This window comes from Chromohalobacter canadensis (genome assembly GCF_034479555.1).
Lineage (GTDB): Bacteria > Pseudomonadota > Gammaproteobacteria > Pseudomonadales > Halomonadaceae > Chromohalobacter > Chromohalobacter canadensis.
Map to the genome: position 1 here is coordinate 2,856,787 of NZ_CP140151.1, position 23,800 is coordinate 2,880,586.

At 64.1% G+C, this 23,800-nt stretch carries 23 protein-coding genes; 10 read left to right on the plus strand and 13 right to left on the minus strand.

What is annotated here, in order from left to right:
• Positions 1-88 precede the first annotated feature (88 nt).
• From wrbA to SR908_RS13355, 4 genes are all read left to right on the plus strand, one after another.
• Positions 89-694: an NAD(P)H:quinone oxidoreductase gene (wrbA, locus tag SR908_RS13340; protein ID WP_246920655.1), complete on the plus strand. Its 606-nt coding sequence runs from the start codon at positions 89-91 to the stop codon at positions 692-694.
• Between the two features lie 730 nt (positions 695-1,424).
• On the plus strand, positions 1,425-1,763 hold the full coding sequence (locus tag SR908_RS13345; protein ID WP_246920656.1) for a hypothetical protein: 339 nt from the start codon (positions 1,425-1,427) through the stop codon (positions 1,761-1,763).
• Positions 1,764-2,057: 294 nt separating this feature from the next.
• The gene (locus SR908_RS13350; RefSeq protein ID WP_075370016.1) at positions 2,058-2,348 is read left to right on the plus strand and encodes a nucleotidyltransferase family protein; all 291 of its coding nucleotides are present in this window, start codon (positions 2,058-2,060) and stop codon (positions 2,346-2,348) included.
• The gene (locus SR908_RS13355) at positions 2,341-2,691 is read left to right on the plus strand and encodes a HepT-like ribonuclease domain-containing protein (protein ID WP_246920657.1); all 351 of its coding nucleotides are present in this window, start codon (positions 2,341-2,343) and stop codon (positions 2,689-2,691) included. The genes SR908_RS13350 and SR908_RS13355 overlap by 8 nt, the downstream gene beginning before the upstream one ends.
• Here SR908_RS13355 and SR908_RS13360 read toward each other — a convergent pair.
• Together SR908_RS13360 and SR908_RS13365 are read right to left on the minus strand one after the other, a co-directional pair.
• Complete coding sequence (locus SR908_RS13360; protein ID WP_246920658.1) at positions 2,688-5,993, minus strand: AAA family ATPase; 3,306 nt, start codon at positions 5,991-5,993, stop codon at positions 2,688-2,690. The two genes, SR908_RS13355 and SR908_RS13360, sit on opposite strands and share 4 nt — an antisense overlap.
• On the minus strand, positions 5,990-7,246 hold the full coding sequence (locus SR908_RS13365) for an exonuclease SbcCD subunit D C-terminal domain-containing protein (RefSeq protein ID WP_246920659.1): 1,257 nt from the start codon (positions 7,244-7,246) through the stop codon (positions 5,990-5,992). The genes SR908_RS13360 and SR908_RS13365 overlap by 4 nt, the downstream gene beginning before the upstream one ends.
• Before the next feature lie 94 nt (positions 7,247-7,340).
• Here SR908_RS13365 and nfi point away from each other — a divergent pair, with 94 nt between their 5' ends.
• Positions 7,341-8,054: a deoxyribonuclease V gene (gene nfi / locus SR908_RS13370; protein ID WP_246920660.1), complete on the plus strand. Its 714-nt coding sequence runs from the start codon at positions 7,341-7,343 to the stop codon at positions 8,052-8,054.
• Here the strand turns inward: nfi and pdxR are convergent.
• A complete protein-coding gene (pdxR, locus tag SR908_RS13375) occupies positions 8,051-9,574 on the minus strand; it encodes a MocR-like pyridoxine biosynthesis transcription factor PdxR (RefSeq protein ID WP_246920661.1) in 1,524 nt (507 codons plus the stop codon). The two genes, nfi and pdxR, sit on opposite strands and share 4 nt — an antisense overlap.
• A 44-nt stretch (positions 9,575-9,618) precedes the next feature.
• Here pdxR and SR908_RS13380 point away from each other — a divergent pair, with 44 nt between their 5' ends.
• Together SR908_RS13380 and SR908_RS13385 are read left to right on the plus strand one after the other, a co-directional pair.
• Entirely contained in the window at positions 9,619-10,374 is a 756-nt protein-coding gene (locus SR908_RS13380) for a GNAT family N-acetyltransferase (protein ID WP_246920662.1), read from the plus strand.
• A gap of 10 nt (positions 10,375-10,384) precedes the next feature.
• Positions 10,385-11,044: an FMN-binding negative transcriptional regulator gene (locus SR908_RS13385; protein ID WP_246920664.1), complete on the plus strand. Its 660-nt coding sequence runs from the start codon at positions 10,385-10,387 to the stop codon at positions 11,042-11,044.
• Positions 11,045-11,180: 136 nt separating this feature from the next.
• Here the strand turns inward: SR908_RS13385 and SR908_RS13390 are convergent, their stop codons facing one another.
• Positions 11,181-12,263, minus strand: a complete 1,083-nt coding sequence (locus tag SR908_RS13390; protein ID WP_246920666.1) for an alpha/beta fold hydrolase — start codon at positions 12,261-12,263, stop codon at positions 11,181-11,183.
• 68 nt (positions 12,264-12,331) lie between these two features.
• Positions 12,332-13,222 (minus strand): aldo/keto reductase, encoded by an 891-nt coding sequence (locus tag SR908_RS13395; RefSeq protein WP_281504775.1) that lies wholly within the window; start codon positions 13,220-13,222, stop codon positions 12,332-12,334.
• A gap of 122 nt (positions 13,223-13,344) precedes the next feature.
• On the opposite strand from SR908_RS13395, the gene SR908_RS13400 reads away from it, so the two are divergent.
• From SR908_RS13400 to SR908_RS13410, 3 genes are all read left to right on the plus strand, one after another.
• The gene (locus SR908_RS13400; protein WP_246920669.1) at positions 13,345-13,914 is read left to right on the plus strand and encodes a DUF1415 domain-containing protein; all 570 of its coding nucleotides are present in this window, start codon (positions 13,345-13,347) and stop codon (positions 13,912-13,914) included.
• An 83-nt stretch (positions 13,915-13,997) separates the two neighbouring features.
• Positions 13,998-14,429, plus strand: a complete 432-nt coding sequence (locus SR908_RS13405) for an OsmC family protein (protein WP_097022463.1) — start codon at positions 13,998-14,000, stop codon at positions 14,427-14,429.
• Positions 14,430-14,670: 241 nt separating this feature from the next.
• Positions 14,671-15,978: an MFS transporter gene (locus SR908_RS13410; RefSeq protein WP_246920672.1), complete on the plus strand. Its 1,308-nt coding sequence runs from the start codon at positions 14,671-14,673 to the stop codon at positions 15,976-15,978.
• 98 nt (positions 15,979-16,076) lie between these two features.
• On the opposite strand, the gene SR908_RS13415 is transcribed toward SR908_RS13410, so the two are convergent.
• The 8 genes from SR908_RS13415 to bioB form a co-directional block, all read right to left on the minus strand.
• Positions 16,077-16,778 (minus strand): gamma-glutamyl-gamma-aminobutyrate hydrolase family protein, encoded by a 702-nt coding sequence (locus SR908_RS13415; RefSeq protein ID WP_246920675.1) that lies wholly within the window; start codon positions 16,776-16,778, stop codon positions 16,077-16,079.
• Positions 16,742-17,746: an amidoligase family protein gene (locus tag SR908_RS13420; RefSeq protein ID WP_040244132.1), complete on the minus strand. Its 1,005-nt coding sequence runs from the start codon at positions 17,744-17,746 to the stop codon at positions 16,742-16,744. Before SR908_RS13420 ends, SR908_RS13415 begins: the two co-directional genes overlap by 37 nt.
• Positions 17,747-17,889: 143 nt before the next feature.
• Positions 17,890-19,173, minus strand: coding sequence for an adenosylmethionine--8-amino-7-oxononanoate transaminase (gene bioA, locus SR908_RS13425; protein WP_246920677.1), 1,284 nt, complete (start codon positions 19,171-19,173; stop codon positions 17,890-17,892).
• Positions 19,170-19,892, minus strand: a complete 723-nt coding sequence (bioD, locus tag SR908_RS13430) for a dethiobiotin synthase (protein WP_246920679.1) — start codon at positions 19,890-19,892, stop codon at positions 19,170-19,172. Before bioD ends, bioA begins: the two co-directional genes overlap by 4 nt.
• Position 19,893: 1 nt before the next feature.
• Positions 19,894-20,694 (minus strand): methyltransferase domain-containing protein, encoded by an 801-nt coding sequence (locus SR908_RS13435; protein ID WP_246920681.1) that lies wholly within the window; start codon positions 20,692-20,694, stop codon positions 19,894-19,896.
• Positions 20,691-21,446: an alpha/beta fold hydrolase gene (locus tag SR908_RS13440; RefSeq protein ID WP_246920683.1), complete on the minus strand. Its 756-nt coding sequence runs from the start codon at positions 21,444-21,446 to the stop codon at positions 20,691-20,693. The genes SR908_RS13435 and SR908_RS13440 overlap by 4 nt, the downstream gene beginning before the upstream one ends.
• The gene (bioF, locus tag SR908_RS13445; protein ID WP_246920685.1) at positions 21,443-22,603 is read right to left on the minus strand and encodes an 8-amino-7-oxononanoate synthase; all 1,161 of its coding nucleotides are present in this window, start codon (positions 22,601-22,603) and stop codon (positions 21,443-21,445) included. Before bioF ends, SR908_RS13440 begins: the two co-directional genes overlap by 4 nt.
• 3 nt (positions 22,604-22,606) lie before the next feature.
• Positions 22,607-23,719, minus strand: coding sequence for a biotin synthase BioB (bioB, locus tag SR908_RS13450; protein WP_378076180.1), 1,113 nt, complete (start codon positions 23,717-23,719; stop codon positions 22,607-22,609).
• Positions 23,720-23,800 lie beyond the last annotated feature (81 nt).

Below are 23,800 nucleotides of genomic sequence, written 5' to 3' on the forward strand. Positions count from 1 at the left end.
CGCCGATGTCGCGGGGCGTCACTTTGACGGCGGGGCGAGCGTGCGTCATCTTGAGAGTGTCCATACACTCAGTCGGGAGAGTACTCACGTGAGCAAGGTTCTCGTTCTCTATTATTCCAGTTACGGGCACGTCGAAACATTGGCCAATACTGTTGCCGAAGGCGCACGCGGTGTGGCCGGCACCCAGGTGGATCTGTATCGCGTGGCCGAGCTCGTGCCCGCTGACGTCGCCGAAAAATCCGGCTACAAGGAAGACAGCACCGCTGCCGTGCTGGATGACCCTAGCCTACTGGCCGATTACGACGCGATTCTCGTCGGTACCCCCACGCGCTTTGGCAACATGGCCTCGCAGATGCGCAACTTCTGGGACAAGACGGGCGGTCTCTGGGCGCAAGGCAAGCTGATCGGCAAGCTGGGCGGCGCCTTCACATCCACCGCTAGCCAGCATGGTGGGCAGGAAACCACGCTGACCTCGATTCATACTACCTTGCTGCATCACGGCATGGCGGTCGTCGGCGTACCGTATTCCTGCGCGGCACTGAGCGAGCTCGATGACGTCTCTGGCGGTACGCCCTACGGCGCGACGACCATCGCCGGTGGTGACGGGAGTCGCCAACCCAGCGAAAACGAGTTGACCATCGCCCGCTTCCAGGGCCAGCACATCGCTGAAATGGCCGCCAAGCTCGCCGGCTAAACGCCCCACTGACTGCCATCAATGCCAGACGCCGTGCCTCGGGCGCGGCGTATTGTGTTGCTGAAGGGCTTACGTTATTTCAATAAGAGATGCTATGCGTATCTACTTCTTATGAACTATTTATTCAATTTTATCGTAGGCACTTTTGTAGGAGCAGCCAGCTGGGGGATTTCACCTTTGGTGTCGGGGGAGTTCGAACCCTTTGACACGATGGTCGGCTGGGTGATTGGGCAGGCTTTAATGCTTACCTTTACTATATATACAGGCTGGACTAAAAAGCTGGCGCTTCTCTTGGTCGTAGTGGCAGGCATGTATGTGGGACAGAATGCATATGCCTATATTGTTGGACCAAGTGGGGTAAGAGAATGGTTCGTTCTAGGGCTCGTAACAAACATACTGCTCTGCATCATTCCCTTCGCTGGAGGCGGTTTAGCCAAATGTGCCTCTTTGTACGTGCATCGTCCCAAAAAGTAAGGTTGGTAGCAGGATTCGCTTAGGGGCGCCCTGCTGACATACTCAATAGCTGGCTGCTTCGTGGGGTGACAAGCCTTCTATCGCTATTATCGCTATAAGGAAATGTATGCCCAATTTCCATACTCGCTCGTTGTGCGAAGCGCTGTTGGGTCTTGCGGGGATTTGGCTTCTGGTAAGGACGCTCTCGAACCAGGCCACATCTCTCTATATAGCTTGGTCCAGTTCGTCTGTTGCACAAGAGGCGGGGTCACCGAATATGCTCGCCATCCAAGGCGTGCATTTTCTCGTCAGTGTACTGTTGGGAGCGGGGCTTCTCCTGGCGCGCAAGCCGATCAGTCGCTGGCTAGCGCCGTATGAGACCGACTTCTCAGTCTCGTCGGCGACTCTGATGGCCGTGGGGACTGCCTTGATTGGCATCGGTTATCTGGCGTCGGGTCTGGTCACGCTGGGCACGCATTATGCGCGACTGGAAACGCTGGGCTCTTCCAGTTCCGACAGTCTCTGGCGCGGTGGTTTCTCCGTGGGTGTCGGGATCATACTGTTCGCCAGTTCTCTCGGTATCGGCCGCCTTTGGCGACGGCTTCGGGCGTTATGATGCTGAGCCGAGGACGGTGGAGGCAGCCGTCCTTTATTTATTGAGAACTCATCTTTCCTAGTGACTCAATATTGCCTAGGTACTCACCAACCTCGCACGACTCGTCCCATGGCCGAGCGCTTGCAGGCCGTCCAGCGCGGCGCTTGCTCTACGCCGTCAGGGCCGAGGTTCGAGCGAGATGGGGCGACGGGCTCCTTGGAGGTCGTTGATGCGGGAGTTCCGAGTGCTATGCTAAGCGCACATGAGACAAAGGGGTTAGTGAGAGGCCGTTGCTGCCCGACATGGAGGTAAAAGATGAACAAATTGCAAACGCTGTCGTTACTGAAGCAGCATCTACCTGCCATGGTCCATCAATTTGGTGTTCGGGACCTTGCTCTCTTCGGCTCTATGGTGCGCGATGAGGCGGAAGAGCGTAGTGACGTCGATATCCTGGTGAGCTTCGAGGGCCCGGCAACGGCAGATCGCTATTTCGGGGTGCAATTCTATTTGGAAGATCTCTTGGGGCGTCCGGTGGACTTGGTGACCGATAAGGCGTTGCGTTCCGAGCTTCGACCTTTCATCGAGCGCGAGGCCATGCATGTCTGAAAATAGACCACCACGAGAGTGGCGCTTTTACATCGATGACATGATCGGCTTCTCAGAAAAAGTGCTTGTTTACACTGATGGACTGGATCAAGAAGGCTTCATTAAGCACGACCTGACATATGATGCCACCCTCCGCAATCTGGAATTGATCGGGGAGGCGGCTACCCGCATTCCAGATGATATACGTGCCGCTCATCCGGAGATTCCATGGCGTCTGATCATCGCCACGCGGAACCGCCTCATACATGCCTATCTCGGAATTGATGCCGATACTGTCTGGAGCATCATTCAGACGCATATCCCGGAGCTTCGCGAACGGCTAGAGGCTTTAAAGTACACCTAGGTACTCACCAACCTCGCACGACTCGTGCCATTGCCCAGCGGCTCGACTTGTATCTGCACCGGGATACGTTCGTGCATTTCCTGTACATGCGAGATCACGCCGACGCGGCGACCCAGCGCTTGCAGGCCATCGAGGGCGTCCATGGCGAGCGCCAGGGATTGCGGGTCGAGACTGCCGAAGCCTTCGTCGATGAACAGCGATTCTATGACGAGTTCGCCGGAGGCCATGGAGGCGAGCCCCAGCGCCAGCGCCAGCGAAACGAGGAAGGTTTCGCCGCCGGACAGCGAATGCACCGAGCGACGCTCATCGCCCATGTCGCGGTCCTCCACCAGCAGGCCTAGCTCGCTGCCGCCGCGAATCAGCTTGTAACGGCGGCTCAGCCCTGTCAGATGCGCGTTGGCGTGCTCCAGCAGTTGCTCCAGATTGTAGGCCTGCGCGATGCGCCGAAAGACCTTGCCGTCGGCGGAGCCGATCAGCTCGCTGATGCGGCCCCAGCGGTGGTACTCGGCGCGCGCGGCGTCGAGCTCGGCTTGCCCCTCGCGTTGGCGCTGACGCTTGCGATCATCATCGCGCAGGGCGTGTAGGGCGTCGTCGCGACGTGTCTGGGCGGCATCGTGTTGGGGCGCCAGAGCGTCACGCTTGGTGTCGAGCGCCTCCTGGCGCTGATCGATCCGGGCTTCGACTGCCTCGCTCAATAGAGCGTCTGCGCTGGCATCGTGCTCGGTCAAAGCCTGGTCGTGGCGATGCGCGATGAAGGCCTGTCGGCGCTCGGCAAGGGTGGCGCTGGTTTGCTGGCGGGCCTGCTCGGCCTGGGTCAGCTCCCGTTCTCGATGCTTGGCAGTATCGTCGGTTTCGTCGAGTAGTCGCTGCAGGGTGGCGTCGTCCAGCTCAGGATGCGCTTGGCGCCAGGCATCCAGCTCGTGGGCTAGGGTGTCGAGTTCCTGCTTGAGCCTGGCAAGCTGCTCGGCCTCGTAGTGCGACTGCTGGGCAAGTCGCTGATGTTTCCTCTCACTGTCATGGCATTGGGCAAGCGCCGTATCCCGAGCCTGTCGTGCGGTGGCCTGCCGCGTATCGAGCTGCTGCTGCCAGACATCCGGAGAGGCGTGCTCGCCGAGCAGGGCCTTGAGCCGGGCGGCGATGTCGTCGCGCTCGCGGCGTAACGGTGGCAGACGCGCATCGAGTTCTGTGAGTTCCTTGTCGAGGCGGATGCGCTGGGTATCGAGTTGTGCCAGTGTCAGCTCGCTTTGGCGCAATGCCTCGTCGAGCGGTGCAAGCTCGGCCTCGGCGCGAGCAAGGGCCTGAAGCGTCTCCTCGTGTTGCGCGCGCTGGGCGTCGCTTGTCTGGCGTTGCTCGGTCAGCCAGGCGTCGCGCCGGTCGTGATCGATGCCGGCAAGTTCGGCGTGTAGCGGATGTTCGTCGAGCGCCTGGTGCGCCTCTTGGTGGCGCTTATCGGCATCCGCACCGTCCTGGCGTTGTTGCGTGAGCGAGGCCTCCAACGCGCGGTATTGGCCCAGCAGCTCGTCACGTTGTTGCTGGGCGTGGTCGCGTTGTTGCTGGGCGTCCGCCAGTTGGCGGTCTTCTTCCGCTTGCTGTGCGGCAAGCTGGGCGGCTTCGGGCGTCTGTGGCGGTTGGTGGCGCCAGGGATGCTCGAGCCCCCCGCACACCGGGCAGGGCTGGCCTTCCTCGAGGGCGTCGCGCAGGTGCGTGACACTCTCGCTGCGCACTGCGCGGCCGCGTTCGACGAATTCCAGCACGCTGCGATAGTGGCGCTCGCGGTCATCGAGGTGCTGGCGCGCGGCCTGGCCTTGGGTGATTAACGCCTCGAGCCGCGCTGCGTCCTGAGTCAGGCGCTCATTGAGCGTACGCTGGGTATGATCTGCACGACAGGCGGTCTGCCAGCGGCTCTGTAGCTCACCGAGTGCCAGGTGACGTCGGGCGGCGTGATCATGCGCGCCCTGAACGGCCTGACGGGCGTCCTCCACGCGGGCATGCTCACCCATCAACTGGCGCAGGGTCGCCTGCCAGTCATCGCGCTGGCGGCGCTGTCGTTGCTGTGTCTCGTGAGCTTCCTGGTGACGCGTGGTCAGCGCTTGCGCTTCGCGGTGATGTGCGGCGTGCGTCTTGTCGAGCTCGGCCAACTGATGCTCGCGGGTAGCCAGTTGCTGTGCCTGCTCGCGGGCGCGGTGCAACTGAGGCTCGGCCATGCGGCGTGCCGTGTCGGCGTCCTGAAGGGCCCGTTCGGCCGTGGCATGTGTCTGTTTGGCCTGTTGCTGTGTGGTCTCGGCCTGTGCCAGGGCCTTGCACGTGTCGGCATGGGCCGTTTCGAAGCGAGAGATCTCGCCGGGCAGTTCAGCTTGGCGCGCCAGATGATGACGTTGAGGTGCGATCAGACGATGCCAGTCACGATCGGCGCGGGCTGGGGCCAGCGTCTGCCAATGCGTCTCGGCATCGTGGTGCTCGCGTTGCCCTTGGGCGTGAGCATCGCGAAGTTTGGCATCCGTGGCGTGCCACTGCGCCTGTGTCTCCAGGCGCTTTGCATGGCGTTGCACGGTGTCGAGCTCGGCTTGAGCGGTCTCGGTGGTCTTTTCGAGCGCGGCGCGGGCATCGGCCTCGGCGGGCAGGTCGTCGGCGAGCTTGGCGTTCAGCGCATCGACGGCGTGCTTCGCCTGGTTGGCGCGGCGATAGGCGGCGACCGAGATCTCGGAGTACTCGGCGGTACCGGTGAGGCGCTCGAGCAGGTCGCTACGCTCGTTGTCGTCGGCCTTGAGGAAGGCGGCGAACTCACTCTGGGCCAGCAGCACGGCGCGGGTGAACTGCTCGAAGCTGAGTCCCAGGCGCTCGGGCAGCAGGCGGTCGAACTCGCGTTTCTGCGTGGTCAACAGGCGGTCGCTGTCCAGGTCGGTGAGCGACTGCTCGATCTTTTGCAGTTTGCCATCGGCTTTCTCGCGGGCGCGGCGCACGGCCCAGCGGGCGCGATAGCGACGGCCGTCGCGGCCCAGGAAATCGACCTCGGCATGGCCGCTGGCGGTACCTCGGCGCAGTAGGGTACGCGGGTCGGCGGTATTGAGGGTGGCGTCGCCCACGTCGGGCAGCGGGGCGTTCTGGCCGGGCGCTTGGCGTAGCCGGGGCGTGCTGCCGTAGAGCGCCAGACACAAGGCGTCGAGTAAGGTGCTCTTGCCGGCGCCGGTGGGACCGGTGATGGCGAACAGGCCAGCCTCCGCGAGCGGCGCGGCGGTGAAGTCGAGTTCCAAGGGGCCGGGGATCGAGGCCAGGTTGGCCAGGCGCAGGGCGAGGATCTTCATGGTGTCTCCTCGTTGTCGAGGACGTCCTGACGTAGCCGGTCGAAGTCAGCGAGCACGTCGGCGGCGGGCGGCTCGCCCCAGCGCGCTTGCCAGGTGCGCTCGAACAGCTTGCGCGGGCCGAGCGCCGCCAGGTCGATACGCGTGGGCGCGTCCTCGGCAGCGACTCTCGGCAGGCGACGTTCCAGACGCAGCAGGCGCAGTGTCCTGCCGTCGAGCGCCGCGTCCACTCGGGCACGCAGGTCGGGCATCGGCGCCTCGAGCTCGACGCGTACCTCCAGCCAGGGCCAGCGCTCGCGTGGCAGGTCGGGCGTATCTTCCAGGGCGTCCAGCTCAGCGAGTACGTCATCCAGTGGCGCCGGGCCAAGACGATGCATGGCCACCGGGCGTGGCACGGGCAGGCTCTCGACATCGCGCAAGGCTTCGCCGTCGAGTGTGACTTCGACGACCTGATGGGGATAGGCCACCTCGCTGAAATCCAGCGGCAGGGGGCTGCCGCTGTAGCGGATGCGTTCTTCGCCGACCTGCTGGGCCCGATGCAGGTGGCCCAGGGCGACATAGGCGATGTCATCGGGGAACAACGAGGCCGGGATCGACTCCTCGCCGCCGATGACGATGGGTCGCTCGCTGGCTTCGGAGACCGCGGCACCGTGCAGATGGGCGTGACTCATGGCGATGAGCGCCTGACCGGGAGCGCGACGTTCGCGCGCGGCGTCGATGAGCTGTTGGTGAACGCGCGTGATGCCCGTGACATAGGTATTGCGCGAGGCGTCGTCGGTTTCGTCGCCGCTCGGCGCTGTGCCGCCGGTGACCTCGGCGGGCCGCAGGAAGGGCAGCGCCAGGCACCAGGCGCGAACCTCGCCGTCGGCATCGGTCAGCGGTACCAGCAGACGCTCGGCGTCGAGCCAGCCGTCGTCGAGCCAACTTACCCGGCCCAGGGCGTGGGTGTTGAGGCGCTGCATCAGTGGCGCGGGCAATTCAATGCGGTTGCCGCTGTCGTGGTTGCCGGCGATCATGACGATGGTCAGTTGCGGCAAACGTTGATGCGCCTCGACGATAAAGTCGTAGAGCATCTCTTGGGCGCGCAACGATGGATTGACGACATCGAAGATATCACCTGCGATTAGCAGGGCATCTGGGCGACGCGCTTCGAGGGTCGCCAACAGCCAGTCGAGAAACGCGCGTTGCTCGGCGTGGCGCTCTTGCCCGTGGAAGGTCTGGCCGAGATGCCAGTCCGCTGTGTGGATGAGTTTCACGCAGATCTCCTATACCGGAGTGTCAGTTTACCGGTTGCAGGAGGGCGGCCCAATGGGGCCAGTAACAAGGAAGAAGGAACGACAAGGAGACGGTATGACACATCATGAAGACCTGCATGCCTGGACGCTGACCCCCGAAGAGGCCGTGGCACTGCAGCGTCGCCTGGCGCCGCGGGTTATCCGGCACGGAAAGCCGGACGCAGTGACCTGCATCGCGGGCGTGGATATCGGCTTCGAGGATGGCGGCGAGACGACGCGGGCGGCGGTCGTGGTGCTCGACTGGCCGTCGCTGACGTTGCGGCAGTCGGTGGTCCACCGCGAGCCGACACGAATGCCGTATATTCCGGGGCTGTTGTCGTTTCGCGAGATTCCCGCCGCCCTGGCTGCTTTTGCGCGACTTGAGTCGTGCCCTGACCTGGTCATGGTCGATGGCCAGGGCATCGCGCATCCACGGCGTCTCGGCGTGGCTTCGCACCTAGGGCTTTGGCTCGACCTTCCGACTATCGGCGTGGCCAAGAAGGTGCTTTGCGGTCGTCACGGTGAAGTACCCGCGACTCGGGGTGAATGGGCGCCGCTCACCGACCGGCGCCGCGCCGAGGCCCCTGCTGACATCGAGACCGATGCCGAAGGTCGCGTGGTCATCGGCGCGATGCTGCGCTCGCGCGTGAACGTCAAACCGGTGATCGTCTCGCCGGGACATCGGCTGGATCAGGCCACGGCGCTGGAATGGGCGATTGCCTGCCTGGGCAAGACCAAGCTACCCGAGCCGACGCGACTGGCGGATCGGCTGGCGTCGTGGAAAGGTTAGGTCGTCAACGCCAACCAACTCTCGCTGAGCCAACGTCCGGCACGCTCTATCTCGGCCTCTGTCGCGCCGGCATAGCCGAGGACCAGCCCCGGCTGGCTGGGCGTTTGCAGATAAAAGCCGGAAAGCGGGGATAGCCGCAGGCCTGCCTGTTTGCCCCGGTGGACCAGCTCGCGTTCCAGTTCATGGCTTTGTAGATACGCGACCAGGTGCATTCCCGCGTGGCCAGACGAGAGTTCGAGCCCGCCGGAAACCGCCGGCGCCAGCGCCTGACGAAGCATGGCCTGGCGGTGCCGGTAGCACTTGCGCATGCGCGCTACGTGGCGTGCGAAATGGCCTTCGCTGATGAAGTCGGCCAGCGCTGCCTGGGCGACATATTGCCCTTCTCGGTGCAGGCGGGTGTTGATGTTCTGGAAGGCCGCCACCAGCGATGGCGGCAATACCAGGTAGCCTAGCCGCAGCCCCGGATAGAGGACCTTGCTGAAGGTGCCGACATAGATCACTGGGGCGTTATCCATCAGCCCTTGAAGTGAGGCAATCGGCGCGCTGGTATAGCGGAACTCGCTGTCGTAGTCGTCCTCGATGATCCAGGCGCCATGCTGCTGGGCGAGCCCCAGCAGCGCCGTGCGGCGTGACAACGATAAGGTCGCGCCACTGGGATACTGGTGCGATGGCGTCATGTAGATCAGCTTGGGGGATGGCGTCTCGGGGGGAAGCGACGCGACGTTCAGCCCTTCGTCGTCGACCGGGACCGGCTGCAGGGTCAGCCCCGCCGAGGCGAAGCAGGCCTGTGCACCGCCATAGCCGGGCTCCTCCATCCAGACGCTGTCCCCGACATCGGCGAGCAGTCGTGCGATCAGCTCGAAGCCCTGCTGAGCGCCCTGGGTAATCAGAATCTGTTCCGGCTGACAGCGCACCGAGCGCGATAACCGCAGGTAGTCGCACAGTGCTTCGCGCAGTGCGTCCACGCCGCCTTCATTCCGGTAATCGAACCAGTCGATGGGGGCTCGCTGCTGATGACGACGGAGCAAGCGTTGCCAGCGTTCGCGGGGGAAGCGATCCAGCGCCGGTACGCCCGGTGCGAAAGCAGCATGACGCGCGCTCGGGGGCGTCGTGAAATCGAGAAGGCGTTCGCCGCGTTGTGAGAGCGCCACGGGTAGCGGTGATGGAGCCTCGAGGCATCTCTGTGTTCCCCACTGCCAATCGGCAACGAAAACCCCGGCGCCCGGACGCGATACCAGAAATCCCTCGGCGACGAGGCGGTCGACCGCGCTCAGCACGGTGTTGCGTCCCACGCCCAGGCTGGCGGCCAGTTGCCGGGACGAAGGCAGGGCGCTCCCATGGGGTAGTTGACCCTGCTGGATGCCGCTACGCAGGGCGTCGTAGAGGCGCTGGCTGAGGGTGCGTGCGTCCGGCTCGGCCAGTTGGAGGTTCAGCGCTTCCTGAATCCAGAGCCAGTGGGCGTTCGGGTCGGTCACTGGTTCCCCATATATCGGCAGGATTGGTTCTTCTTGAGGAACCATTATGGCGCCAGACTGGCGATTCGTCACACCAAAGGTGAGTCTTCATGACCCACATCTATAACGATTACGGCCAGCCGGTCGGTCCCGATATCGACTGCTGGCAACCGCCGTCAAAACTCGATCCCGAATGCTTGGAAGGACGTTTCTGCCGGCTGGAGCCGCTGGAGGCCGCCCGCCATTCCGAGGCCCTGTGGCTGGCGTGGCGGGAACCGGATCCGGAGATCGACAACGACGCCGAAGGACACGCCCGCTGGACCTATCTGGGTGGCCGCCCCTTCGACGACGAGACCGGCTGCCGAGCTTGGCTGGCGGGTATGAATGCGGACCAGGATCTGCTGTGTTACGCCGTGATCGATTTCACTGATGGGCAGGCGGTGGGCATGGCGACGTATCTCAATATCGTGCCGGAGGAAGGGCGAATCGAGATCGGCCATCTCAGTTTCTCGCCCCGCATGGCACGCACGTCGATGTCCAGCGAGGCATTGATGTTGATGATGGCTCACGCCTTCGACAAGGGGTATCGGCGTCTCGAATGGAAGTGCGATGCCCTGAACGTTCCGTCGCGTCGCGCCGCCGAGCGGCTCGGTTTCCGCTTCGAGGGCGTCTTCCGCCAGCACCGAGTCGTGGCCGGGCGTAACCGGGACACGGCCTGGTTCTCAGTTCTGGACGTCGAGTGGCCGGCGATTCACGAGTGCCACCGCCGTTGGCTAGCACCCGAGAACTTCGATGCCGCGGGCCGCCAGAATCGTTCGCTCGCGTCGATGACGGCCGCCTTGCGGCACGATTTTTCCCAATCCTGAGAGTCGCGTCATGTATCAGCCGCCCCAGTTTCGCCTCGACAGTCGTGCCGAATGCCATCGGGTCATTGAGGTCGCACCCTTCGCCACGCTGGTGACCCATGATGCATCCGGCGAGCTAAGCGCCGATCACTTGCCACTGTTGCTGGCACCGGCGGGGGACGCGAGCTCGTCGGATACCCTGATTGGCCATATCGCGCGTGCCAACCCACTCGTCAGGGAGCTCGAAAGTCCCTTGGACGGCATCGAGGCACTGGCGATCTTTCATGGGCCTCAGGCCTATATCACTCCGAGCTGGTACCCGGCCAAGCAAGAGCACGGCAAGGTGGTGCCGACCTGGAACTATCAGGTAGTGCACGTGCATGGCCGGCTGCGCCTGATCGACGATCCACATTGGCTGCGCGAGATGGTGACCACTCTCACCGAGCGCTTCGAAAGCGAGCGGGAGAGGCCCTGGCAGGTCGAGGATGCCCCCGACGATTACATCGCCGCGATGTGCCGCGCCATCGTCGGGATCGAGATCACCGCCGAACGCCTCGAGGGCAAGCGCAAGGCGAGCCAGCACAAGCCGCTAGACGAACGCCGCGCCATTCATCAGGGGTTGCAAGATGAATATGGCTACGGGGAGCATTATGCCGCTTGCCTCAGCGGCATAATGCTCGACGAGACCTAGGCGGTACCTGGCAGTTCTTGGCCGTCTGCACCCAGCCTGGCGCCGGGAATTCGGCGTCAGGACTTTTCGCGGAATCGGCCAGTTGGAGAGCGACTGCCTTAGCTTAGTGGTACAGACGACAATTTAGCGGCTTTTGTTACTCTTGCTGAGCTTGTCTATTGTCAAGCGCCCCCAGCCCTTTGAATAACGCTTTATGGAAGCGTTCCGGTTCTTGAATATGCGGCGAGTGACCGAGGTCGGGAAATTCGACCAGTTTGGCATTCGGGATGCGCTCGGCGGCCTGCTCGCCTAGCACTTCGTAGTCGCCCAGTTTCTGCTGGACCGCGTCAGACGCACGTCCCTTGCCGATGGCCGTATTATCTTGCTCGCCGATCAGTAACAGTGTGGGTACCTGCAGCTCGCCGAACTCGTGAATCACGGGCTGGGTAAAGACCATGTCGGACGTCAACGTCTGGTTCCATGCCACAAGGTCGCCGTCTTCGCCAGCGTACATACCGGCTAGCATCTCGACCCAACGGTCGTAGCGAGGCTCCCACTCGCCCACGTAGTACGTGGACCGTTGATACTCGCGAATACCTTTGGCGTTTTTCTGCTGTTCAGCCTGGTAGGTCTCGTCGATCGTCTGATAGGGCACGCCCTTGGCCTTCCAGTCTTCCAGCCCGATGGGATTGACCAGTACCAGTTGCTCGGTCTCCTTGGGGTACATCAAGGCGTAGCGGCTCGCTAGCATTCCGCCCATGGAGTGCCCCATGACGGTGACCTCGTCGAGCTCTAGATTGTCGAGCAAGGCGTGGGTGTTGGCGGCGAGCTGGTGAAAGCTGAACTGATAGGCTTCGGGCTTGCTCGACTTGCAGAAGCCGATTTGATCCGGGGCAATCACTCGGTAGCCGGCATCGGTCAAGCGTTGGATGGAATCTTCCCAGGTTGCCGCGCAGAAGTTCTTCCCGTGCATGAGGACGACCGTGCGGCCATTGGGATCCTCGGCGGGTACGTCAAGATAAGCCATTTGCAGGTCCTGACGTTGCGAGGCGAACTGGAATCGCTCGACCGGGTAGGGGTAATCGAAGCCTTCCAACTCGGCACCGTATGTTGGCGTGCCCTCTTGGGCTTGCTCTTGGGTTTCGGCAGCGAGAGGTGTCGCAAACAAGCCAGCGCTCAGCGCCAGCCCCATAGCCGACAGCCAGTAAGGTCGAACGAGGGTAGGGGGCGATGTGGTCATAGCCAACGTGAGCTCCCGAATATGGATAGCTGAATGAAATCTTGGTGAATCATCAGGTTAGCCGATATTCATACGATATCTAGCGGCGGTTTGCGCGCCGGCGCGGGGAAGGCGGCTTCCAGTCGGGCGAGACTGGCGTCGTCCAGCGTGAGTCGCATGGCGGCGGCGTTGGCTTCGACGTGCGCGGGCTGCACGGCCTTGGGGATGGCGATGACATCGCGCTGGCCGTCGGAAGTGGGGCGGGTCGCCCATGCCAGGAGCACCTGGGCAGGGCTGACTCCGAACGCGTCGGCGATGGCGCGGACCTCGGGATGTTTGAGCTCTCGACCGCCCTGGGCCAAGGGGCAGTAGGCCATGGTCGGCAGGCCGTGATCTCTCTGCCAGGGCAGCAGGCTGTGTTCGATGCCGCGCGAGCCGAGGTGGTAGAGCACTTGGTTCACGCTGCAGGCATCGCCGCCGGGGACGGCATGCAGGGATTGCATGTCGTCGACGTCGAAGTTGGAGACGCCGTAGCGGCGAATCTTGCCCTGGGCTTGCAGGTACTCGAAGGCTTCCAGCGTTTCTTCCAAAGGCACGCTGCCAGGCCAATGCAGCAGATACAGATCCAGATAGTCGGTGCCCAGGCGTTGCAGGCTGCGCTCGCAGGCGGCGATGGCGTCCTGGCGGCCGGCGTTCCACGGGTAGACCTTGGAGACCAAGAAGGCCTCGTCGCGACGACCGCGCAGGGCCTCGCCGACGATTTCCTCGGCACCACCGTCGGCGTACATCTCGGCGGTGTCGATCAGTGTCATCCCCAGGTCGAGGCCGTGCTGAAGTGCATGCACCTCGTCGCGGCGTGGCGCACGGTTCTCGCCCATGTGCCAGCTGCCCTGGCCGATGGCGGGCAGCGCGACGGTGGGCTCGCGCGCGGTGGCAGAGAGGGTGACGCTAGGCGTGTCGGGGGAAAGGGACTTGACCATATGACTGCTCCCTGACATGGGGATGGTATGGGTGAATGAGGGTGCATTCAGGGTGCGCCGACACGGAGAGCACGACAAGTCCGTTATACTGGCGGCCCTCTCTCGTTTCAGGATCGATTCAAATGTCCGAGCGTCCCCTGGATGCCGATATCATCGCCATGACCCGCGCCTGGGTGGCGAACTTCGTCGTGGCGCATGACGTTTGTCCCTTCGCCGGTCGCGAGGTACGCCGCAACAGCCTGCGTTATGTCGTGGCGAACGATGATGAACCCGAACATCTTCTGCATACCTTGATCGAGGAATGTCATCGTCTGGATGCCGAGCCAGCCATCGAGACCACACTGATGATCCTGCCGGAGGGGCTGGCCGACTTCGACGACTACCTGGATCTGTTAGGCGTCGCCGAAGCATTGCTCGAGGCGGAGGGGTACGCGGGGATTTACCAGTTGGCGAGCTTTCACCCTGACTATGTTTTCGAAGGCGTCGCGGCGAGCGATCCCGCCAATTACACCAACCGTTCACCCTGGCCGATGTGGCACCTCCTGCGCGAGCGCAGTGTCGAGGCCGCCGTGGCGAATCATTCCGCGCCGGAGTCGATCCCCGAGGATAATGTCGCTACCTTGCGTGAAATCGGCAGCGCCGCGTTGGCCGAGCAGTGGGCGGCGTGTCGTCGCGTGCGGGCGAGCGATTGATCCCTTGCCCCTTGAAGTCCACGACATCACCCATATGGACTATGGTGTAGGGGCATGACGCCCACTCACGAAAGGAGGCACGAATGAGTATCGAGAAAACCGGTTCCGCCCATTGGCAAGGCAGTCTCAAGCGCGGCAAGGGGACGGTCTCCACTCAGAGCGGTGCGCTCAAGGACAATCCCTATGGTTTCAACACGCGCTTCGAAGGTGAGCCGGGGACCAATCCCGAGGAATTGATCGCAGCGTCCCACGCCAGTTGCTATTCGATGGCGCTGTCGATGATCCTGGGAGAAGCCGGACACGACCCCGACGATGTGCGTACCGAGGCGACCGTGACGCTGGATCAGGATGACAGCGGCTTCAAGATCACCAAGGTGCACCTCGTCACCCGTGCCAAAGTGCCGGGAATCGACCAGGCAGGTTTCGACGAATCGGCCAACAAGGCCAAAGAAGGTTGCCCGATCTCGCGCGTGCTGAATGCCGAAATCACGCTGGATGCAAAGCTCGAAAGCTGATCGGCATCGCTTCTCTGGGGCCGGCATTGCGCCGGCCCTTTTATATTATAGGTTTATAGGTATCTTCCCTTAGTGTCGTTGGTGCTTGACAACGTCGCTAATGCAGTCTCTCCGCGAATCTGTTAGCCTCCTACACGCTCGTCGGTCGGTACCTCCCGCCTACTTAGGTATCGCGACGCTGGACGCAGTTATTCATCGTATAAAACAACCAACGATCATTCGACGGAAGACCTCATTCATCATGGCTACTTCGCAAGAGACCGATACGGCCTCGTCGCGCCCGCTCAATCGCCGCGACGTCAAGGTGCTGTCGCTGTCCGCTCTGGGCGGCGCGCTGGAGTTTTACGACTTCATCATCTTCGTGTATTTCGCGACGGTGGTGGGGCAGTTGTTCTTTCCCCCTGAAATGCCCGAATGGCTGCGTCAGATTCAGACTTTTGGAATCTTCGCTGCCGGCTATCTGGCACGCCCGCTGGGCGGCATCATCATGGCGCACTTCGGTGACCTGCTGGGGCGCAAGAAGATGTTCACCCTGTCGATCTTCCTGATGTCGGTGCCGACGCTGTTGATCGGTTTGATGCCGACCTACGATACCTTGGGCTATGCGGCGCCCCTGCTGCTGGTGGCACTGCGCATCCTGCAAGGTGCCGCCGTGGGCGGTGAAGTCCCCGGTGCCTGGGTGTTCGTCACCGAGCACGTCAAGCGTCGTCACGTGGGTTTTGCCTGCGGCACGCTGTCCGCTGGCCTGGTGTCGGGCATTCTCATCGGCTCGCTGATGTCGGCGTTCATCAAGACCACCTACAGCGATGCGGAGCTGGCCGCGTATGCCTGGCGGATTCCGTTTCTGATCGGTGGGGTGTTCGGGCTGCTGGCGGTGTACTTGCGGCGCTGGTTACACGAGACGCCGGTGTTCGCCGAGATGCAGGAGAAGAAGGCGCTTGCCGAGGAACTGCCGGTCAAAAGCGTCTTGCGCAACAACTTGCCGAGCGTGGTGCTGTCGATGGCCGTTACCTGGATTCTGACCGCCGCCATCGTGGTGGTGATCCTGATGACGCCGAGCCTACTCGAGACGCGTTACGCGTTGGATGCCTCGCTGGCCAATGTCTACGCCATCCTCGGCGTGGTGGTCGGGTGCCTGGCTTCGGGCTGGAGCGCGGACCGCTTTGGTAGCGGCCCCACCATCATGCTCTGGGGCTTGCTGTTGGCGATCAGCTACTGGGCGATGATGACCACCGTTGGCACGCATCCCGAGTGGCTGACGCCGCTTTATATCCTGTGCGGCTTTGCGGTGGGTATCGTTGGCGTGGTACCGACGATTGCCGTCAAATCGTTCCCGGCCATGGTGCGCTTCACGGGGTTGTCGTTCTCGTACAATGTCGCTTACGCGATCTTCGGCGGCTTCACGCCCATCGTAGTGTCGGTATTGATGACCGTGCATCCCATGTTCCCGGCGGTCTATGTCGCCGCGCTTGGCGGGTTGGGCATCGTCATTGGGCTCTATCTGATGCGTGCGCCGAGTGGTCGGCGGTTGGCGGTCATGGCTTCATGAGCCGCTGAGAAGTACTCAACCAAAGTCACACGCAGACCACGACGCCCCGCCATCATGCGGGGCATCTTCGTGTGGGAAGGTCAGCGCGTGTAAAGAGATCAACGCTCGCGTGCGGCGTCGACGAGGCCTCGAATCAGGCGCTGCTGGGGGCGATTGAAAACGAGGAATTCGGGATGCCATTGCACGCCGACCAGATACGGACATTCGGGCGCCTCGATGGCCTGGATCAGGCCGTTACGGTCGCGTGCCACCACGTGAAGGGTATCGCCCAGTCGATCCACCGCCTGGTGATGAAGGCTATTGACGCGACAGCGCGAGACGCCGAGTAGGGTGTGCAAGCGGCTTCCGGTAGCGATGTCGACCTGCTTGCGAGGCAGCACGGTGCGCTGACGGCGCACGTGATCGTAGGTGGTGTAAATATCGCCGATCAAGGTGCCGCCGCAGTGCACGTTGATGATCTGCGCGCCTCGGCAGATGCCCAACACGGGCAACTGCTGGGGCAGAAAGCGCTCGAGTAGAGCGAGTTCAAGGCGGTCCCGCGCCGGGTCGACGCGTACGTCGAGTCGCATTTCTCCGCCATAGAGCTGGGCGCCGATGTCGTCGCCGCCGCCGATCATCAATCCCGCCAGCCCTTCGGGAATCTCGCGCGAGGGCGAGAGCCGCACCGGCTGGCCGCCGGCACGCCACACGGCAAGGCGGTCGCATGCCCACGCCAGAAAGCTCTTGTGATCCGACGTGGTAATGCCGATCAGGGGGCGTGAACTCATTTCTCGACCCAGCGTTTCAGTTTGTCCCGCCATTGCCCCATCGTCGATTGCGTATGGTGGGCACGATAGGCCTGCATCTGGGTGCGTAAACTGTGCGGATCGGCGGCCAGGCGTTCGACCGTTACCCAGCGATTCCACTCCGTGACGCTGCCCCAGTCGAGTGTGTCGAGCTGGGCGTTGGGCAGGCGAAAGTGAAAGGTAGGGCGTGGCTTGACCAGGCTTTCCTGAAGCAAGGGATGCGCGGCCTCGGGCGCGAGATGGGCGAACAAGGGGCACATGTCGAGTTCACGGTTGCGCGTCGGGTTGTCGCGCAGGTAGTCGCTGATCAACTGCGCCTGCGTCGGCTGGTAATCGGGGTCGAGAACCTTCAAGGCATAGGCCTTGGAGAAGGGATTGGTATGCGGCAGTATCTCGCGCGTGATATCGACCCGGATCTGATCGCGGAGCCAGGCGGCGAGGATAATATAGGCCTGCAGGTGCGCGAGGACGCTCGACGTATCGGTCGCAGGGACTTCGGGGTTGAGATGCAGCCCGAAGCCATAGAAGACGCTGGCATCGGTGCCTTCGGCGCCATGCCGGCGCAAGGCGTCGAAAAGCCGGTCGAACTCGCCGAGCTCTGACCAGGGGATCGGCGGCGAGACGATTTCAGTCGGCACCAGCCCCGCGACCATCTCGCCGAGCCATTCGCGGGAGCGTTGATGGAACTCCACGCGCCATTCGCGTCCTGCTGACGCTGCCTTGCCGGGTGCCATGCCGTTGGCTTTCATGACCGCATCGTCGGGGTGGACGTACTTGCTGTCCAGCTCGATGGTGAATTTTCCCCAGGGCGTGCCTTCGACACTCATGCGATGAGGGCTCTTGCGTACAATGTCGCCACCGAAGCAGTCGGCGACCAGCCGCGCGGCGGTGTCGGGCATGAGGCCGGCGAACTCGATTTCCACGCCGACCCGCCGTGGGCGTCCCTCGGCGGTATTCGGGTAGGGAGGCGGCAATGGCTGCACGGATGACTCCTCGCGGAATTCGCGGTGCCGGTGAATGAAAGGGCACATGAGCCCGATAGGTTAACATCGCCGCCGGGCGAAAACGTAACCCGGCGTCTCGCCGGGAACATGCGGATATTGGGACGGACAACGGCCTCATGCGCTTATGAGGCAGTTTTGCGCTCGAAAAACCAACGTTTCATGGCACCGGTGATGCGTCGTAACTCGTCCCCTGAGGTGATGTAGGCCGGCATGGTGTACAGCCAGCGACCGAAGGGACGCAGCCACACGCCCCGGGATCGAGCGAAATCGGCCACGCCTTTGAGTGCCTCGGCATCGTGGACCTCGATCACTGCGGTGGCGCCTAGCACGCGTACGTCGGACACGTCCGGGTGGGCGCGCAGCGCCGCGTCATCCATAAGTTCCTCGCGCAACACGGTGTTGAGCGCCTGAATGCGGCCCAGGTAATCGTCCTCCTCGAACACTGCCAGGCTCTCCAGCGCGACGCGGCAGGCCAGCGGATTGCCCATGAAGGTCGGGCCATGCATGAAGGCGTGAAGCTCGCTGTCGCCGATGAAGGCGTCGTGCACCCGGTCGGTGGCGAGCGTCGCGGCATGGCCCAGGTAGCCGCCGGTGAGGCCCTTGGAGAGCACCATGATGTCCGGCGTCACGTCGGCGTGGTCGGCGGCGAACATCTTGCCGGTGCGACCGAAGCCGGTAGCCACCTCGTCGAAAACCAGCAGCACGTCGAACTCGTCGCACAGCTTGCGTGCGCCACGCAGGTAGTGGGGCGAGGTCATGTTGAGCCCGCCGGCCGCCTGCAGCAGCGGCTCCATTAGCAGGGCACCGATTTCCTCATGATGGGCCTCGAGCACGGCGCGCAGGGCATCGAGGTCGGCCTGGACCTCATCCTTGCCGGCCTCGAAACCGGCGGTGGGCGCCGGCGCGAAGTGATGCTGCGGCAGGAAGCCCGCGAACAGCGAGTGCATGCCTTCCTCGGGGTCGCACACCGCCATGCAGCCGGCGGTGTCGCCGTGATAGGCCTTCATCAGCGTCAGCATGCGGTGCTTGGCCGGCTTGCCGCGCAGATGGTGGTACTGCACGGCCATCTTCATGGCCACTTCCATGCCCACCGAGCCGCTGTCCGAGAAGAACACATGGTTCAAGCCGGTGGGCGTGACGCGCACCAGCTCGCGGGCCAGGCGGTCGGCCGGCTCGTGTGTCAGGCCGCCGAGCATCACATGGCACAGCGCGTCGGCCTGGCGCTGGATGGCCTCGACCAGCCGCGGATGTCGATAGCCATGGATCATGCACCACCAGGAGCAGGTGGCGTCGAGCAGCGACTCGCCGGTGTCCAGGGTGAAGCGCGGACCGTCGCCGCCGACCACCTTGGGGGCGGGAGACTGAGTCTTGAGATGAGCGTAAGGGTGCCAGACGGGAGATGTCATAGGGATTCCTCGCATGTGGGCAGCGTAAGGTGATCGGCGGCGGCACGGGCGCGCGCGTCCGGCGTATCGGCGGCCAGACGCGGCACGATGCCGAGGCAGGGCGCTTCCAGGGTGCGCTCGAGCGTCGCCAGGTTGTCGCGGTAGCAGGTCTCGTCGGCGGCCTCGTCGAAGGACAGGCCCGGGTTGATTAGGTTGCCCACCCAGCCGGCCAGGCGCAGGCCGTCGGCGCGGATCGCCTCAGCGCTGAGCCGGGCATGGTTCAGGCAGCCGAGCTCGAGCCCGACGACCAGGATCACCGGCAGTTCGAGGCGGACCGCTAGTCCGGCGAGATCCTCGTCGTCGTTGAGCGGTACCCGCCAGCCGCCGGCGCCCTCGATCAGCGTCAGGTCTCGTTTCTCGGACAGCGGTCCGGCGACGTGCGCGGCCAGGGCGTCAAGGGTCGGTATCTCGCCGGCCCGACGGGCGGCCAGATGAGGCGCGATGGCCGGTTCATAGGTATAGGGGTTGATGGTGGCGTAGGGCGTGGTCGGCATGCTCTGAGCCTGGAGAGTAAGGGCGTCGACGTTGCGCAGCCCATCGACAGTGGGCTCGCAGCCGGAGGCCACGGGCTTTAGCCCCAGGGTGCTAAGGCCGCGACGGCGGGCCAGCGCCAGCAGACCGCTGGCCACGAGGGTCTTGCCGGCGTCGGTATCGGTGCCGGTCACGAAGTAGGCGGTCATTTCAGCGTTCCAGATCGAGCGTCAGGAGGTGATAGGAGACGGGCAGGCCGTCCTCGGTACGAAGCGTCTCGAAGCGCTGGGCGGCGCGGGCCACGTCGGCGCGGGAGAGCCGCGCCCCGTCGCGCGCCACCTGGGCGCCCACGCCCTTGATGGAAGCCATCACCGCGGAGAGGTCGGGGTAATGGAAGCGCTCGAGGCGTGCCGTGACCTCGACCCGGTGGAAGCCGGCCCCGTGGGCGGCGCGGCGGTGGCGGGCCGCGTCGCGAAACTCGAGCAGCGCGGGGCGTGCCCAGGCCTGGCCCACCTCGGCCAGCGTGCCCGGCGCCAGGGTGTTGAGCAGCGCACGGCCGCCCGGCCTCAACACTCGGTAGGTCTCGGTGAGCACTGAGTCCAGGTCCGGACACCACTGGATTGCCAGATTGGAGATGACGAGGTCGAGGCTCGCACTCGGCAGCGGCAGGTCGGCGGCGTCGCCGCATATCCAGCGGATCGTGCCGGGATGGCGTCGACGCGCTTCGGCGAGCATGCCCGGGGCCAGGTCCAGGCCGCTGACCGTACAGTCGGTGCCATAGTGCGTTGCCAGTTCGGCGGTCAGGTCGCCGGGGCCACAGCCCAGATCCAGCACATCGCAAGCGTGACCGGGCAGTCGCTCCAGCAGGCGCTTGCCCATGGCGTGCTGGGCGGTGGCGCGGCGAGCGTAATGCGGCGCGGCACGGGAAAAGGCATGCGCGACCCGGGCGCACCAGTCGCGATCTCGGGCATCGGTGCGCGCGTCGAGGCCGTGGCATGGCAGAGCGGTCATGGCATCGACTCCAGGGCGACCTCGGCCAGGGAGCGTTCGGGCGCCTTGGCGATGGCGGCCAGTGCCCGGGTGAGCCGTGCTGGTTGACTGATAAGCGGGCAGTGGCCGGCCTCGGGTAGACGGTAATCGGCCTGCTCGCGCGCCGCCGGGGCCAGCAGTGGGTCGGCCTCGCCGGCCAGCCGATGCACCGGGCAGGGCGGCGTGCAAAGGCGCTGGGTATTGTCGATCTCCGCGAGCTGCGCGAGGCCCGCGGCCAGAGTGGCAGTATCGGCGTTCGCTTCGTCGCCGAGCAGGCTGCGTAGGCGTCGATGTGCATTCCTGGGCGACGGCTCGCCGCCGAGCTGCCAACGCATGAAGTGGGCGTGAGTGGCCACCGGATCGCGCCGGAAGGCCTTGCGAAACTGGGCCAGGGCGGCCTCGCTGACGCCCTCGGGATGCGGGAAGCGCTCGCCCATTCCGAGCAGCACCAGGGTGCGGGGTGGAGGCAGTCGGTCGAGCAGGGCCCCGGCCAGCAGGCCGCCGAGCGACCAACCGACCCAGACGGCGTCACTCGGGAGATCGTCGCTCATTGCCTCGGCCAGCGCGTCCAGCGAGGCGGGGTCGTCGAGCGCGGTGCGCTCGCCGTAACCGGGCCAGTCTGGGGACATGATCTCGAGGTTGTCTGGCCAGTGCTTATCGAGCGCCTGCCATAGACGCGCGTCGCAGCCCCAGCCGGAGAGCAGTACCAGGCGTTTTTCGGGCGTGGCAGTCATGCGCGTTCCTCCCGCTGGCAGTCGGCCAGTGCCTCGAGCAGGGCGTCCAGGGCGTCGTCATCGTGGGCGGCGGAGAGGGTGATACGCAGCCGCGCCTTGCCTTTCGGCACGGTCGGAGCGCGGATGGCGCCGACACGTAATCCCGCCCGGGCCAGGCTTTGAGCCCACCGCATGACGCGGGCGTTGTCACCCAGCACGATGGGCTGGATGGGGGTCCGGGAGTCGGCCAGCGGCAAGCCGAGCCTCAAGGCTTCGCGACGGAAATCGGCGATGCGTTCATGCAGCCGGGCGCGGCGCTCGGGCTCCCGCTCGAGGAGGTCCAGGGCGGCCAGGGTGGCCGCTGCTACGCCGGGTGGCTGGGCGGTGGTGTAGACGTAGGGGCGGGCGAACTGGATCAGGTGATCGATCAGCATCTCGTCGCCGGCCACGAAGGCCCCGGCACTGCCCAGTGCCTTGCCGAGCGTGCCGACCAGAATGGGCACCTGATGGTGGTCGTGGGCACGCCCAACGCAACCATCGCCATGCTCGCCGAGCACGCCGAGGCCATGGGCATCGTCGATCATCAGCCAGGCGTCGTGGCGACGGGCGGTCGCGGCAAGCCCTCCCACGTCGGCCACGTCGCCGTCCATGCTGAACACGCCATCGCTGACCACCAGTGTCGGCGTATCGTCCGGGGCGCGGGCCAGCAGGCGCTCGAGATCATCGAGGTCACGATGATGGAAACGCCGCGAGGGGGCTTCGGCCAGCCTTGCGCCATCGATGAGCGAGGCGTGGTTCAAGCGATCCTGAAACACGCGCGTATGGCGGTCGCACAGCGCCTGCAGGACGCCGAGGTTGGCCATGTAGCCGGTGGATAACAGCAGGGCGCGAGGGCGTCCGGTCAGCTCGGCCAGGCGTCGCTCGAGACGTTCGTGGATCTCGAGGTGTCCGGATACCAGGTGTGATGCCTTGGCGCCGGCACCCAGGCGTCTCGCAGCCTGGGCTTGGGCCTGGGCCAGGCGCGGGTCGTCGGCCAGGCCCAGATAATCGTTGCCGGCGAAATCGATGAAAGGCGCGACATCGCTCAGGGTGGGGCGTTGCCGCCAACCATCGTGAGAGCGGCGCTGTTCCGCGGCCCTCGCCAGCCGCTTCGACCAGAGATCCGTACGCGAGTGCATGGCTCAGCCCCGGGCGGCGTCGTAGAAGAGGGCATCGTCGCGTTGGCGTTGAATGGCATGGGCCAGCGCGGTTTCGGCCTGTTCATCGTCGCTGCGGGCGTCATGCGCATTCGGATCGATAGGTTCGGGATGCAGGCCGAGCTTGTCGAATAGCGCTCGGTCGCGTTCCACCTGGGGGTTGCCGGTGGTCAGCAGGGTGTCGCCGTAGAAGATCGAGTTGGCGCCGGCCAGGAAGGCCATGGCCTGGGTCGACTCGTCCATCTGCTCGCGGCCGGCGGACAGGCGCACGTGGCTTTTGGGCATCAGGATGCGGGCCACGGCGATGGCGCGGATGAACTCCAGCGGGTCCATGTCCTCGACGTTTTCCATCGGAGTGCCCGGCACCTTGACCAGCATGTTGATCGGCACCGACTCGGGATGCGGGTCCAGGCGCACAAGCTGCTGGAGCAGGGCGGCGCGATCGCGAGGCGCCTCGCCCATGCCGAGGATGCCGCCGGAGCAGACCTTCATGCCCGCTTCGCGCACGTTGGCCAGAGTATCCAGGCGGTCGGCATAGGAGCGGGTCGTGATGATCTCGCCGTAGTATTCCGGCGAGGTGTCCAGGTTGTGGTTGTAATAGTCGAGCCCGGCCTCGGCGAGTCGTTTGGCCTGATCGACGTCGACCATGCCCAGAGTCATGCAGGTCTCCAGCCCCAGTTCCTTGACCCGGCCGACCATCTCCATCACCACTCGCAGGTCCTTCTCCTGCGGGCTGCGCCAGGCGGCGCCCATGCAGAAGCGGCTGGCGCCGGCTTCTTTGGCGGCCTTGGCCTGCTCCACTACCTTCTCGATCTCGAGCAGCTTTTCCTTGCCGAGCCCGGTGTTGTAGTGCCCGGATTGCGGGCAGTACTTGCAGTCCTCGGGGCAGGCACCGGTCTTGATCGACAGCAGGGTCGAGACCTGCACGGCGTTGGGATCGAAATGCATACGGTGCATCTGCTGGGCCCGGAAAAGCAGGTCGTTGAAGGGCAGCGCGAACAGCGCTTCGATCTCCTCCAGGGACCAGTCGTGGCGCATCGTCGGTTGGGAGACCGACGACGACTCGGCCCAAGCATGGTCGTGGGACTGGGCAGGCATGAGGCTCTCTCTTTTTGGTCAACTTTTGGTGATTGAAAAGTTGACCAAGAGGGTACGAGGCTGTGTCGATATGTCAACCAC

Coding starts and splice junctions, on each gene's coding strand:
- SR908_RS13345 (WP_246920656.1), top strand. CDS start 1,425: ATGCTCGCCATCCAAGGCGTGCATTTTCTCGTCAGTGTACTGTTGGGA.
- SR908_RS13350 (WP_075370016.1), top strand. CDS start 2,058: ATGAACAAATTGCAAACGCTGTCGTTACTGAAGCAGCATCTACCTGCC.
- SR908_RS13355 (WP_246920657.1), top strand. CDS start 2,341: ATGTCTGAAAATAGACCACCACGAGAGTGGCGCTTTTACATCGATGAC.
- SR908_RS13360 (WP_246920658.1), bottom strand. CDS start 5,993: ATGAAGATCCTCGCCCTGCGCCTGGCCAACCTGGCCTCGATCCCCGGC.
- nfi (WP_246920660.1), top strand. CDS start 7,341: ATGACACATCATGAAGACCTGCATGCCTGGACGCTGACCCCCGAAGAG.
- pdxR (WP_246920661.1), bottom strand. CDS start 9,574: ATGGTTCCTCAAGAAGAACCAATCCTGCCGATATATGGGGAACCAGTG.
- SR908_RS13380 (WP_246920662.1), top strand. CDS start 9,619: ATGACCCACATCTATAACGATTACGGCCAGCCGGTCGGTCCCGATATC.
- SR908_RS13385 (WP_246920664.1), top strand. CDS start 10,385: ATGTATCAGCCGCCCCAGTTTCGCCTCGACAGTCGTGCCGAATGCCAT.
- SR908_RS13390 (WP_246920666.1), bottom strand. CDS start 12,263: ATGACCACATCGCCCCCTACCCTCGTTCGACCTTACTGGCTGTCGGCT.
- SR908_RS13395 (WP_281504775.1), bottom strand. CDS start 13,222: ATGGTCAAGTCCCTTTCCCCCGACACGCCTAGCGTCACCCTCTCTGCC.
- SR908_RS13400 (WP_246920669.1), top strand. CDS start 13,345: ATGTCCGAGCGTCCCCTGGATGCCGATATCATCGCCATGACCCGCGCC.
- SR908_RS13405 (WP_097022463.1), top strand. CDS start 13,998: ATGAGTATCGAGAAAACCGGTTCCGCCCATTGGCAAGGCAGTCTCAAG.
- SR908_RS13410 (WP_246920672.1), top strand. CDS start 14,671: ATGGCTACTTCGCAAGAGACCGATACGGCCTCGTCGCGCCCGCTCAAT.
- SR908_RS13415 (WP_246920675.1), bottom strand. CDS start 16,778: ATGGCGGGACAAACTGAAACGCTGGGTCGAGAAATGAGTTCACGCCCC.
- bioA (WP_246920677.1), bottom strand. CDS start 19,173: ATGACATCTCCCGTCTGGCACCCTTACGCTCATCTCAAGACTCAGTCT.
- bioD (WP_246920679.1), bottom strand. CDS start 19,892: ATGACCGCCTACTTCGTGACCGGCACCGATACCGACGCCGGCAAGACC.
- SR908_RS13435 (WP_246920681.1), bottom strand. CDS start 20,694: ATGACCGCTCTGCCATGCCACGGCCTCGACGCGCGCACCGATGCCCGA.
- SR908_RS13440 (WP_246920683.1), bottom strand. CDS start 21,446: ATGACTGCCACGCCCGAAAAACGCCTGGTACTGCTCTCCGGCTGGGGC.
- bioF (WP_246920685.1), bottom strand. CDS start 22,603: ATGCACTCGCGTACGGATCTCTGGTCGAAGCGGCTGGCGAGGGCCGCG.
- bioB (WP_378076180.1), bottom strand. CDS start 23,719: ATGCCTGCCCAGTCCCACGACCATGCTTGGGCCGAGTCGTCGTCGGTC.